Source organism: Paenibacillus sp. sgz302190, assembly GCF_059820445.1.
In genome coordinates this window covers 143,030-156,124 of the sequence record NZ_JBZYAO010000017.1, presented here as the reverse complement: position 1 = coordinate 156,124, position 13,095 = coordinate 143,030, and the positions used below count along the sequence as shown (strand labels likewise).

Annotated in this window: 9 protein-coding genes; 8 read left to right on the top strand and 1 reads right to left on the bottom strand. The window is 52.1% G+C overall.

Features of this window, described 5'->3' with window-relative positions; all coding sequences use genetic code 11:
• The 3 genes from AC6RNO_RS19915 to AC6RNO_RS19905 all read left to right on the top strand — a co-directional run.
• A partial coding sequence (locus AC6RNO_RS19915) for a dynamin family protein (RefSeq protein WP_497106497.1) occupies nucleotides 1-1,759 on the top strand: 1,759 nt, incomplete at its 5' end.
• A gap of 312 nt (nucleotides 1,760-2,071) precedes the next feature.
• Nucleotides 2,072-3,868 (top strand): ABC transporter ATP-binding protein, encoded by a 1,797-nt coding sequence (locus AC6RNO_RS19910; protein ID WP_474681978.1) that lies wholly within the window; start codon nucleotides 2,072-2,074, stop codon nucleotides 3,866-3,868.
• Complete coding sequence (locus AC6RNO_RS19905; RefSeq protein ID WP_497106496.1) at nucleotides 3,865-5,712, top strand: ABC transporter transmembrane domain-containing protein; 1,848 nt, start codon at nucleotides 3,865-3,867, stop codon at nucleotides 5,710-5,712. Before AC6RNO_RS19910 ends, AC6RNO_RS19905 begins: the two co-directional genes overlap by 4 nt.
• 685 nt (nucleotides 5,713-6,397) lie before the next feature.
• On the opposite strand, the gene AC6RNO_RS19900 is transcribed toward AC6RNO_RS19905, so the two are convergent.
• Nucleotides 6,398-7,252, bottom strand: a complete 855-nt coding sequence (locus AC6RNO_RS19900) for a helix-turn-helix domain-containing protein (RefSeq protein WP_497106495.1) — start codon at nucleotides 7,250-7,252, stop codon at nucleotides 6,398-6,400.
• Between the two features lie 83 nt (nucleotides 7,253-7,335).
• Here AC6RNO_RS19900 and AC6RNO_RS19895 point away from each other — a divergent pair, with 83 nt between their 5' ends.
• The 5 genes from AC6RNO_RS19895 (at nucleotide 7,336) to parE (ending at nucleotide 13,075) form a co-directional block, all read left to right on the top strand.
• Nucleotides 7,336-8,154, top strand: coding sequence for a phytanoyl-CoA dioxygenase family protein (locus AC6RNO_RS19895; RefSeq protein ID WP_497106494.1), 819 nt, complete (start codon nucleotides 7,336-7,338; stop codon nucleotides 8,152-8,154).
• A gap of 130 nt (nucleotides 8,155-8,284) precedes the next feature.
• Nucleotides 8,285-9,100, top strand: a complete 816-nt coding sequence (locus AC6RNO_RS19890) for a GDSL-type esterase/lipase family protein (protein WP_497106493.1) — start codon at nucleotides 8,285-8,287, stop codon at nucleotides 9,098-9,100.
• 15 nt (nucleotides 9,101-9,115) lie between these two features.
• Nucleotides 9,116-10,072 carry an ABC transporter ATP-binding protein gene (locus tag AC6RNO_RS19885; protein ID WP_488436273.1) on the top strand — a complete coding sequence of 319 codons (957 nt, stop codon included), beginning with the start codon at nucleotides 9,116-9,118 and terminating at the stop codon, nucleotides 10,070-10,072.
• Nucleotides 10,065-11,057, top strand: coding sequence for a DUF2705 family protein (locus AC6RNO_RS19880; RefSeq protein WP_474681972.1), 993 nt, complete (start codon nucleotides 10,065-10,067; stop codon nucleotides 11,055-11,057). The genes AC6RNO_RS19885 and AC6RNO_RS19880 overlap by 8 nt, the downstream gene beginning before the upstream one ends.
• Nucleotides 11,058-11,101: 44 nt before the next feature.
• Nucleotides 11,102-13,075 carry a DNA topoisomerase IV subunit B gene (gene parE, locus AC6RNO_RS19875; protein ID WP_497106492.1) on the top strand — a complete coding sequence of 658 codons (1,974 nt, stop codon included), beginning with the start codon at nucleotides 11,102-11,104 and terminating at the stop codon, nucleotides 13,073-13,075.
• Nucleotides 13,076-13,095: the final 20 nt, after the last annotated feature.

The window sequence follows — 13,095 nt, the reverse complement described above, 5'->3', positions numbered from 1 at the left end:
GCGGACGTTCACGATTGCGCTGTTCGGCGCATTCAGCGCCGGCAAGTCCTCGTTCGCCAATGCGCTCATTGGCGAACGCGTCCTGCCGGTGTCGCCGAACCCGACGACGGCGGCGATCAACCGCATCCTGCCGCCGCAGGAAGGCTGGCCGCACGGTACGGCCAAGGTCAGGATGAAGTCGGCCGACGCCATCCTCCAGGACGTCTTGTACTCGCTGGAGCTGCTCGGCGTCCAGGCGTCCGATATGGCCTCGGCTCTCGCGCGCATCGGCGGGTTGACGCCCGCCGACGTAACGCCCAAGGGCAAGCCGCACTATTCCTTCCTCAAAGCCGTCGAGAAAGGATGGACGGCAGCCAAAGACCATCTGGGCGCTGAGCTGCGGATTACGAAAGACGAGTTTCCCGGTTATGTCGCCGATGAATCGAAATCGTGCTTTGTGGAATTTATCGAATTATTTTATTCCAACCCGCTGACTGACCAAGGCATTATTTTCGTTGATACGCCTGGCGCGGATTCGATCAATGCGCGGCATACGGGAGTAGCTTTTAACTATATCAAAAATGCGGACGCGATTCTTTTCGTCACTTATTATAACCACGCTTTTTCCCAAGCGGACCGCGAATTTCTGCTGCAGTTGGGGCGCGTCAAAGACAGCTTTGAAATGGATAAAATGTTTTTTATCGTCAACGCCGCCGACCTTGCGGCAAGCGAGGAGGAGCTGGACGGCGTAGTCAAGCACGTGGAGACGAATTTGCTCCGGCACGGCATCCGCAATCCGCGCATTTATCCGATTTCAAGCTATTTGGCCGCCGAGGGCAAAGTAGCGGGAGATTCCGCGCTTGTCGCCCAATCCGGCATTCGTCCGTTCGAGAACGATTTCCTGCAGTTTACGTTGGGCGAATTGAGCGACGTTGCCATTCATTCGGCTAACCTTGAGCTGGAACGTGCGGTTCAAACGATGCAGCAATGGCTGGAAAGCGCCAAATCCGGGGAGGAACAGCGCAAACGGCAAATCGACAAGCTCCAGCAGGCCGAGCAAGCGGGAGTCAAGCTGCTTCGGGAAGCGGATCACGGCGCAGACGTCAAAGAATTGCGCAAAGAAATCCAGGAACTGCTTTACTACGTGAAGCAGAGAACGATGTACCGCTTCGGCGAGCTGTACAATTACGCCTTCAACCCTTCCACGTTCCGCGAGGAAGCGCGCGATCCGAAGCTGGCGCTCCGTTTGGCATGGAACGAGCTGCAGCGGATGATCGTTTTCGATCTGTCCCAGGAAGTGCTGGCTACGACGCTGCGCATCGAGAACGCGATCAATCGCCTGTCCGGCCGCCGCGCGCAGCGCTGGGGAGAGCAGCTTGCCGAGCTCGTGGAAGGCTTCGCAGGCGGCGAGTACGATGCCCGCAAGTTTGACACGCCTTCGGTAACGACGGCTTTTGACGCCAGCGAAGTAACGGATAAGCTGCTGACGGGTTATTTTAAAAACGCCAAGCAGTTTTTTGAAGGCGACGGCAAAAGCAAGCTGAGAGCGGAGCTGGAAAGCCGCGTCAGCGAGCCCGTGTCCGAGCTCATGGAACGGCAAACGTCGGCTCTTGACCAGGCGTATTCCAGACAGTTGGAAGAATGGCTGACAGAGCTGCAAGAGCTGCTGGCCCAACAGCTGAACGAGCACGTTCGAGGGCTTTTGAACGCATTGGAAATGAAAATCGATTTGGACGATTTATTGTCCAGACAACAGCAGCTGAAAAAGCTGATGGATTAAAAAAAGGGCGCTTCCGCACATCACAGCGGCAGCGTCCTTTTAATTTATATGTCGTGATCTTTTTCACAATCCCGAGCATATGATGTTATTTTGGGTGCATTGCCATGTAAGGGCTTACATATCTTAGGATTTGAAAGATATCCAAGAATGGCATGGATTCCTGCAAGTTTTTGTGGAGTTATGCGGGTTTAAGCGTATAAATCCCGTTATCCTCTCGTTGCTCCGATAGGGGGATGGTGATAAGATTCATTAAGTATTGAAACGCTTTCTCAGCTTTTCCCAATTTTCCTTCTTGAGGAGGGTGCTTTAAAAGTGGACGTCTTTAGGCAACTGAAAGAGTTCTATTGGCCGGAGAAGAAGCTGTTGTTCGGGTCGATTCTATGCCTGGTTACAGCGACCGCGCTTGGACTCGTGTATCCGAATTTGCTTCGCTATTTGATCGACGATGTAATTACGAAACAAAGGTTCGACTTGGTGCCGAAGCTGTCGCTTTTTGTCGTTGGCGTCGTAACTTTGAAAGGCATGTTTCAGTTTTTGCACGGCCTTTGCGGAGGAAGGCTCGGAAATCGGGTTGCGTTCCATATGCGCAACGCGCTTTACAACAAGCTGCAGTACTTGTCGTTTCAGTATTACGATCAGGCGCGTACCGGGGACTTGATGTCGCGTCTGACAGCGGATCTGGAAGCGATTCGGAACTTTATCGGCTTTGGCTTCGCGCAAATTTTGAACGTCTTTTTGATGCTGATTTTCGGCATGGCCATGATGTTTTCGATCAATTGGCAGCTGACGCTCATCACCATGGTTTCCATGCCTTTCCTCGTTTTTACAGCAGTTCGTTTCGAAGGCAAGATTCATCCCGCGTTTCGTCTGGTGCGCAAGTCGCTGGGAACGATGACGACGGCCGTTCAGGAAAATATTACGGGAGTCCGCACGGTAAAATCTTTTGCCCGCGAGCCCCATGAAGTAAAAAAGTTCTCGACTCATAACGAAGAATACAGGGCAATGAACGTGGAAACGTCGCACATATGGGCCAAATATTTTCCCGTCATGGAAATTTTGGCGAACTTGAGCGTCGTTCTTTTACTCGGAGCCGGCGGCTACATGGTCATTCAGGAAACGATTACGCTCGGCGAATTGGTCGCGTGCTTCAGCATCATTTGGTACATTATCGGCCCGATGTGGGGACTCGGCTTTCATATCAATAACTTTACTCAAACGAAAGCTTCCGGCGAAAAGATTTTGGAAATTCTTCATCAGTACATACACGTAAAAGATCAGCAGGAAGCCGTTTCGCTGGCTGAAACGAAAGTTCGCGGCCATGTTCGCTTTGACCGGGTTACTTTCGCCTATCCCGAAAAACAGCCGGCGCTGTACGATTTCTCCGTCGATGCACCTCCCGGCTCCGTAATCGGACTGCTGGGCAGCACGGGCTCCGGTAAGACGACGGTGGTCAGCCTGTTGATGAGAGCTTACAATGTCAAGGAAGGACATATCACCTTCGATGGCAAGGATGTTCGCAACATCCAGGTAGAAAGCCTGCGCAGCCAAATTGCGGCGGTTTTTCAGGAAACGTTCTTGTTTTCCTCTACAATCCGCAACAACATCGCTTACGGGCGCAAAAACGTGAGCATGGAAGAAATCATCCGCGCGGCCAAGCTGGCCAAAGCCCACGATTTTATTATGGAGCTGCCGCTTGGCTACGATACGATTGTCGGCGAGCGCGGCCTCGGCTTATCCGGCGGGCAAAAACAGCGGATCGCAATCGCGAGGGCGCTGCTGAAAGATCCGAAAATTCTTATTCTCGATGACGCGACGAGCGCTGTCGATATGGAAACAGAGCATGAAATCCAGGCCGGATTCAAAGAAGTCATGCAGGGCCGTACGACGTTTATTATTGCTCACCGGATCTCTTCGCTGAAGCATGCGGACGAAATTATCGTCATGGATCAAGGCCGGATCGTACAAAGAGGAACGCATCAGGAGCTTTTGGCGCAGGAGGGCCTTTACCGTCAAACTTACCGGATCCAGTATGCGGATCAGCCAGGCACGGAAGGGCGCGCGGAGGCAGACGGCTATTCATCTTCTTTAGAAAGAAGGTTGGCGCATTGAGCACTTTTTCCAAGCAAGCCGGAAATTCCTCTCAGCCGGAAGATTCGCAGTCCGGACAGCGATTCGTATATCAGGATGACGAGCTGATCGACAAGCCGTTTGACTGGAACCAGCTTAGACGTCTATTCGGTTACATGAAGCCTTACGCGAAGCAATTTTTGCCGATCATCATCGTGATGATGTTTGTGGGCGCATTGACGAAGCTGACGGTGCCGCTGCTTATTAAATATGCGATCGACCGCGCGATCACGCCGAAGGACGGCCAGCTTTTATTCATCTTGATGGGCATTATGTTCGGTGTTTATATCGTGCAGTGGGTCGCCAACACGTACCGGATCCGTTACACGAATATGATCGGCCAGCGCGTCATCTACGATCTCCGGCACGATCTGTTCAGCCATATCCAAAAGCTTTCGTTTCGCTTTTTCGACACGCGTCCTGCGGGCTCGGTTTTGGTTCGGGTGACGAATTACGTGAACTCTTTGCAGGATCTGTTCACGAACGGCGTCGTCAATTTGCTGATCGACTGCGTTCAGCTTTGCGGCATTATGATCATTCTGCTTTCTTATAATTTCAAATTGGGCGCGGCGATCATCGTAACCGTCCCTCTGATGTTTCTCATTTCGACCAAATTGCGCCTGAAAATCCGCCGGGCGTGGCAGGATGTCACGATCAAGCAGTCGCGTTTAAACTCGCATTTGAACGAATGCATTCAAGGCATTCGGGTTACCCAGGCGTATACGCAGGAAAAAGAAAATATTAACTTTTTTCGTAACATGAACATGGTGAACCGCCTATCGTGGAACCGCGCCTCAATGCTGAATCAAAGCTTCGGGCCGATTATCGAAATTACGGGAGCGATCGGCTACTGCATCTTGTTTTGGCTGGGCGCCCACATGATTCAATCCAAAGAAATCTCGGTAGGCTTATTGGTCGCTTTCGCAACGTACATCGGATATTTTTGGGAGCCGATTACCCGCTTGGGACAAATGTATTCCCAACTGTTGGTGGCAATGGCCTCTTCCGAGCGAATCTTCGAATATATCGATGAAAAGCCTTCCGTAGCGGAACTTCCCGGCGCCAAAGAACTGCCGGACATTGCCGGAAACGTGAAATTCGAAAATTTGGTGTTCGAATATGAGCCCGGCAGACCTGCTTTGAAAGGCATCAACCTGGATGTAAAAGCGGGCCAGTCGATTGCGCTTGTAGGCCATACCGGATCGGGAAAAAGCACGATCATGAACTTGCTGTGCCGGTTTTACGATCCGGTGGAGGGCCGCGTTCTTATCGACGGGCAGGATATCCGCGAAGTAACGATCCAAAGCTTGCGTTCCCAGGTCGGCATCGTGCTGCAGGATACGTTTATTTTCTCCGGCACGATCCGCGACAACATCCGCTTCGGACGGCTGGACGCTACGGATGAAGAAGTGGAAAGAGCGGCTAAAGCCGTCCACGCGCACGATTTTATAGCGGCTTTGCCTCAAGGCTATGAAACCGAAGTCCAGGAACGGGGCAACGTGCTCTCCATGGGGCAAAGGCAACTGATTTCCTTCGCTCGCGCATTGCTGGCGAACCCGCGCATACTTATTCTCGATGAAGCGACGGCAAGCATCGATACGGAAACCGAGCTCAAAATCCAGGAAGCGCTCAAAACCTTGCTCGCCGGAAGAACGTCGTTCATCGTCGCGCACCGACTCTCGACCATTCGCAATGCCGACAAAATCATCGTCCTCGACCACGGCCGAATGATGGAAAGCGGCAATCACGATGAATTGATGAACGAGCGAAAAATATATTACGGCCTTATCCAGGCCCAGTACAAATTTTTACAGGATGCAGGTTAACACTTCTTAATGCTGCCCGGTTGCTTTGGCGATCGGGCAGTTTTTTTATACGGTTTTATCGCCGAAGAAAGTCAGTCGTGTGTAAAGCGGCTTGAGAGACCGGGCTGAGCTGGAGTTTGAGCGGTAAAACCTGCGGAATTGCAGGAATAATCTTAGACAAGCGCATGAAGGAGCGAAAAAGATGTATTTTAGCAAGCTTTTGCGCGCAATGTGCCGGTTATGCGTTAGGGGTTATATATTATGAGGTGAGAAAAAGGTGCGAGACTTTCTGAATTACAATGATATGGAAAAATATGGGCAATCCAGAGCGCTATATCTTTTGATGACGCTTATGACCACTATCCCCTTCGTTCATGAGGAAGTTTGACAGTGAAGTAAGTACAGCCGATCAAGCAGGAAAGTTGCAAGCAGACTTGCTAATGCAGTTTGGGGCGAAAGCAAGCCATTACTGAGCCTGAGTAGAAGGGATAGTGGAAATAAGGGGGAACTGGTGGGAACGCGGCAGTGTGAGAGAAGCACCAAATTGATGAGCCTGAGCAAAAGGGATAGTGGAAATAAGGGCAGCTGGCGAGAACGTGGCAGTGTGAGAGAAGCACCAAATCGACGAGCCTGAGCAAAAGGGATAGTGGGAATAAGGTAGCTGGTGAGATGGATGGACGAGAGCGCGGCTGGAGCCTCTAAGTTATTAGCCGCGCTTGTGCAGGTTGGTTCGATATTTGGTGGGGCTTTTTCCGTAGAGTCCTGTGAACAATTTGGTGAAGTAGTAGGGATCGCGATAGCCTACATCTCCTGCGATGTCCGATATTTGCCGGGTTGTGTACTCCAGAAGGCGTGCTGCGTGGCGCAGTCTGATTTTTTGCAAAGTTTCCATAATGGATTCTCCTACCTGTTCTTTGAAAAGATGGGATAGCCGGGATGGGGAAAGCGCGACTTTTGCTGCAAGAGATTCAATGGTGTGCGGTTCGCTCATTTGCAGGTTCAGCAGGTCCATCACTTGCGTTACACGGGGATCAAGCACCCGATTATTGCCGGAACCGTTTGCCTGAGCAAGGAGCAGCACCATTTCTTCGAGCGCATTCATGGACAGCTGCATGCGGAGTGTTCCGGCTTCCGTTTCCAAGCTGTCTTGGAGCAATCTTTGAAAGGCGGCGGCGATGCGTTCACGTATCCGCTTTAGCTCCAACTGGACGAAAAGCAGCCCTTTGGCGGCTTGAGGAAGGCGCAGCAGCGATGACCACGATGGCGACGGAATGAAATGAACCCACATAAATTCCCATACGGTATCCTGTGGGGTGTAGTAGTGATGAGGAGTTCCGGGCGTCAACATCACGATATCGCCTTCTTGGACGGTGTACGTAGTTTGGTTGATTTGAAAAGCGCCGGTTCCCGCCAAGGTGTAGGTGAGCAGCCAGTCTCTGGTGCCGCCGGAACGATGAACGAGGTAGCCCGGCTGTTCCTTGAAATGTCCGGCTACGAAAACGCCGGGGGAAGGGCTCGGTGTTTCTTTATGAATAGCAGAATCATCAAGGTTATTAGCCATTGTATGCATTCCTCCTTTGGCGTTTTTATTTTAAAATAGAATTGTGAAAAACACAATGACAACAAGGAATGGAGGCTTTAAATTTGGAATCTAAAGCTCTTGGAGGCGTGTTGACACCAGACCAGGTGGAGCAATTTTATCGGGAAGGTTATGTGGTTGTAAGAGGGCTTTTTGCGGGGGAAGCGGAGAAGCTGCGGGACCATTTTATGAAGCTGCATGCTGCGGGGCCGATTCCCGGCTGTTTTGAACCGGTTTCGCGCGAGGAAGCGGGGAACGATATTTTGAAAATGTACCCGCGGATGATGCATCCGCACAAGGTCGACGATCTTTCGATGGCATACATGCTTGATCCGAGAGTCATGAATATTTTAGCGGATTTGCTGAAGGAAGAACCGATTGCCGCGCAAAGCATGTTTTATTTCAAGCCTCCGGGCGCGAAGGGGCAGGCGCTGCATCAGGACAACTTTTATTTGCAGGTGGAGCCGGGCACATGCATAGCCGCATGGACTGCCGTGGATGCCGCAGACGAAGAGAACGGGGGATTGTTCGTCGTCCCGCAAACGAACACGCTAGACGTGTTATGCCCGCACGATGCCGATCCGAAGCAGTCCTTCACGAAGGAAGAGGTGGACGTGCCGGAAGGGCGTCAAGCGATCCCGCTGAGTTTGGAGGCGGGGGATGTGCTGTTTTTTAACGGCAGCATGATTCACGGATCGTACCCGAATACGTCGCAGGACCGCTTCCGCCGGGCGTTTATTTGTCACTATACAGGCATCTCAGCGCAAAAAATCGCTCATTGGTACTACCCGATCTATAGGCACGACGGCTCCGAGATACGGCTGGAAATCAATGAAGCCGGGGGGCCTTGCGGAACTGAATATGCATCGGGCGGCGTGCATTAAGCTGCTTCGCGTAAACCCTCTCTGTCCCGGCAGAGAGGGTTTTGTCGCTCTTGGCAGAAGTTTGCAAAATGCGGCAAGAAGCTTTACTCTTAGAGTGAAATAAGCCATTTATTCGCAGGAGGGACTTTTTTTGAAATCATCCAGATGGATTTGGGGGATTGTAGGGCTTTCGGCCACGATAGCAACGGTCGTTTTTGTTGTCGGCTTTATTTATGCGGTTAATCAAATTTTGTTTCCGAAAGCGGGCTCAAGCGAATATGCGATCTCTGCGCCGCAAAGCGGCAAGGAAACGTATATCGACTCCAAAAACAAACTGCAGATCGTCGCTCTGGGGGATTCATTGACTGCCGGAACAGGCGACAATACGGGCAAGGGCTATGTCGGCCGCGTTCGCGAGAAGCTGGAACAGCAGAGCGGCAAGCCTGTTTTTGTATTGAACAATCTGGCGATTCCAGGATATAGGAGCGGCCAACTGCTGAAAGATTTGGAATTGAAAAAGACGCAGGATGCGATCGCGCAAGCGGATATCGTGCTGCTGACGATAGGCGGCAATGACCTTTTTGACGGAGGGAACGGGATTTTCTCCGAAGATCCGCAGGAGTTCAACCCGGAAGCGGCGGCAGCAAGAGTAGGTCCCGCGCTGGACAGAATGAACGGCATCGTAGAAGCCATCCATAAAACGAATCCGAACGCCGTTATGCTCTACGTCGGTTTGTATCATCCTTTTCTCGATCTGGATCCGGAACGGAAAGGCTCGCTGATTGTCCAGAAGTGGAACAACAATGTGTTTGAGATGACGAACCGATACAAAAATATGGTGCTTGTGCCTACATATGACCTGTTCGAGCAAAACTTGCTCAAATATATTTCTTCAGCCGATCATTTTCATCCGAATGGGGACGGTTACGATCGTATTGCCGACCGCATTGTGCAAATTTTGAAGTAGGGGGATGAACGGGAAATGACGCCTGGTCCAAATACGGTATTGTCTGTGAAAAACGTAAAAAAACGGATTAAAAATAAAGAGATCATAAAAGGGATATCCTTTGACGTATATGCCGGAGAAATTTTCGGCTTTTTGGGGCCTAACGGTTCAGGCAAAACGACGACGATACGCATGCTGGTCGATTTGATCCGTCCGACGGAAGGCTCGATTCAAATTTGCGGTTACGATGTCCACAAGGAGCACGATCAGGCGCTGCGGCATGTCGGCTGCATTGTCGAAAATCCGGAGCTTTACCCGTATTTGACGGGCTGGGAAAACCTGGAGCATTTCGCGGGGATGCTGCCTGATGTGGATAAAAAACGGATTGCCGAGGTCGTGGAAATTGTCAGCATGGATCAGCGCATTCACGACAAGGTGCGCACGTACTCGCTGGGCATGCGCCAGCGTCTCGGCATCGCCCAGGCGCTTCTTGGCCGTCCGAGCCTGCTTATTTTGGACGAGCCTACGAATGGCCTGGACCCGCAGGGGATCAAGGAAATGAGAGAGTTCATCAAGCGGTTGGCGGAAGGCGGCCTGAGCCTGTTCGTTTCGAGCCATCTGCTGAGTGAAATTCAGCAAATGTGCGATAGAGTGGCGATCATCAGCCATGGTCAAGTGATCAAAGTAGGGTCCGTCGAAGACTTGGTCGCGCAGGGCGGCAAGGTGGTGTGGACGGTTCGTCCGGGAGATGCGGCCGAGCGGATTTTTGCCGCTTCGCCCTTGGTGCAAGCGATCGAGGAAAACGCGTCGCCGGAAGGCCAGGAAGCGGGCGACGGCATGAAGTTCATCGCCGTGCAGATGAATCAAGAGGACGTTCCCCAGCTTAGCCGTGAACTCATTCAAGCAGGAATCAGCCTTTATTCCGTAGAAATCAAAAATCCTACGCTCGAAGATTTGTTCTTGAGCCTGACGGAGGGTGAAAGAATTGAGTAGCATGTATGCGCTGGTCAAAAACGAATGCATCAAGATGATCAAAAAGAAACGGTTTTACGTCATCATCCTCATTTTACTGGCATTGATTCCGATGTTTACGTATGCGCAAATGCGCGTTGCCGAAAATACGCAGAAGCAGTTCGGCACTACCGATTGGAGAGCGGACCAGCGGCAAAAAATCGCCGATTGGGAAAAGCGGCTGAGCAGCGCCCGCACGCCGGACGAGTGGAAGCAGCAGCTCAAGGTGCAGATTCAGGTCGCCAATTATTATTTGGAAAAAAATGTAGACCCTAACTCGCCCAATGCGGTCACTTTTACCCGCGAATTTGTTAAAAATGCGGTCGGATTGTTCATTCCGCTGATCATTATGGTCATTTCCGCGGACATCGTATCATCGGAGCATTCTACGGGGACGATTAAATTATTGTTGACAAGACCGGTAAGGCGTTGGAAAATCCTATTGAGTAAGTTAATCACCGTCGTCTTCTTTACATCGCTGACTGTTTTGGCAACGGGCGTGCTGTGCTATTTGATTTCCGGGGTTGTTTTCGGCTACAATGGATGGTCGCTGCCGGTTTTTATCGGGATTCAGCTCAGCGGTTCGAATGTGGATTTCAGCCTTGTCAGGGCGGTCGACCAATGGTTCTTTCTGTTGATGGAGTTCGGGCTTGTCTGGTTCTCGTCCCTGGTCGTCGCTTTGATGTCGCTTATGCTGTCCGTGCTGATCCGTTCAACGGCGGCAGGTATGGGTGTCATGCTGGCTGTACTTATTTCCGGCACCATTCTTTCCAATATGGTATCATCATGGGAAACGGCCAAATATTTATTCATGGTTAATCTGGAGTTAACCGATTATTTGACAGGATCGCTTCCTCCGATAAAAGGGATGGATTTGGCTTTCTCGCTTACCGTACTAAGCGTCTGGGCGATTGCTTCCCTGATCGTTTCATTTACCGTATTCACGCGAAAAGATGTATTGAATTAATGCTGACGAACTATTTTGACGGAAAAACATGAAGGAGGGCTTCGATGACCGAGCAGCTAGATATAATGACAAATCAGAGCGCCCCGGCGTCGGATTATGGCGCGGATGATATTCAGGTGCTGGAAGGACTCGTTGCGGTGCGCAAAAGGCCGGGGATGTACATCGGCAGCACCAGCTCGTCGGGCCTGCATCATTTGATTTGGGAGATCGTGGATAACGCGGTTGACGAGCATCTCGCCAAGCATTGTTCCAAGATCCATGTAACGATACATAAGGATCAATCCGTTACGGTGCATGACAACGGCAGGGGCATTCCTACCGGGATGCACAAAACGGGAATTCCTACGCCGCAGGTCGTATTTACGATGCTGCATGCAGGAGGCAAGTTCGGCGGAGCGGGCTACAAGAAGTCGGGCGGGCTTCACGGCGTGGGCGCTTCCGTGACGAACGCGCTGTCCGAGTGGCTGGAAGTGGAAATTTACCGCGACGGCAAAATCCATAAGCAGCGGTTCGAGTATTGGGTCGACGATGCCGGTGTCGAGCATGTGGGCGAGCCGGTTACCGGCTTGATCGTGACCGGCAATACGAACCGCACGGGAACGAAGATCACGTTCAAGCCGGACAAGCGGGTGTTCCAGGGCGGAACCGCGGTCAACTATGATACGATTGCCGAGCGTTTGCAGGAGATCGCGTTTTTGAACTCGGGCTTGCAGGTGAATTTGAAGGATGAAAGAACCGACAAGCAGGAGACGTTCCAGTACGAGGGCGGCGCGAGCCAGTTCGTGCAGTTTTTGAACGAAGAGAAGACGGTGCTGCATGAGGTGATTCACTTCGCGGCGGAGAAGGATGAGATCGAAGTCGAGGTTGCGCTGCAGTACAACGACGGCTATACGGAAACGATCGCTTCGTTTGTCAACTCGATTCCGACGCGCGGCGGCGGCACGCACGAAACCGGCTTCAAGACCGCTTACACGCGCGTGATGAATGAATACGCCCGCAAAGCGGGGCTGCTCAAGGAAAAAGAGAAAAATTTGGACGGTACGGACCTGCGTGAAGGAATGATGGCCGTTATCAACATCAAGATGGGCGATGTCGAATTCGTCGGCCAGACGAAAGACCAGCTCGGCAGCGCCGCAGCGCGCAGCGCGGTGGACGCGGTCGTCGCGGATAAAATGGCGGTTTTCCTGGAGGAAAACCCGCAGGTCGCGCAGATGATGCTGAAGAAAGCGGTGCAAGCCGCCAAAGCCCGTGAAGCGGCGCGCAAAGCGCGCGAAGAAATCCGCAGCGGCAAGAAGGGGAAGAGCGAGAGCTCGAACCTGAACGGCAAGCTGACGCCGGCGCAGTCGAAAGATTTTGAACGCAACGAGCTGTTCATCGTGGAAGGGGATTCGGCAGGAGGATCGGCCAAGCAGGGACGCGATTCCAAGCATCAGGCGATACTGCCTCTAAAGGGCAAGCCGATGAATCCCGAGAAAGCCAAGCTTCTCGATGTGATGAAAAACGATGAGTACAAGGCGATCATTTCCGCCATCGGAGCGGGGATCGGCCCGGAATTTGATCCTGAAGAATCGAATTACGGCAAAATCATTATTATGACGGACGCCGATACGGACGGCGCGCACATTCAAGTGCTGCTGCTGACGTTCTTTTACCGGTATATGAAGCCGCTGATCGATACGGGAAGAGTGTATATCGCCCAGCCTCCGCTTTACAAGGTGACCAAAAAAGGCGGCAAAAGCGCGGCGCAGCGCTATGCCTGGACCGACGAGCAGCTGCAGACCGTCATGAAGGAGCTCGGCAAAAACAGCGAGCTTCAGCGCTACAAAGGTCTCGGTGAGATGAATCCGGAGCAGCTGTGGGAAACGACGATGAATCCCGAGTCGCGCACGCTGCTGCAAGTTCAGATCGAGGATGCCGCGAAAGCGGAGCGGCGGGTATCGACGCTCATGGGCGACAAAGTCGACCCGCGCAAGCGATGGATCATCGAGAATGTCGATTTTACCGAATTCGAAGAGTAAGACGGGAGCGGCTGCGAATC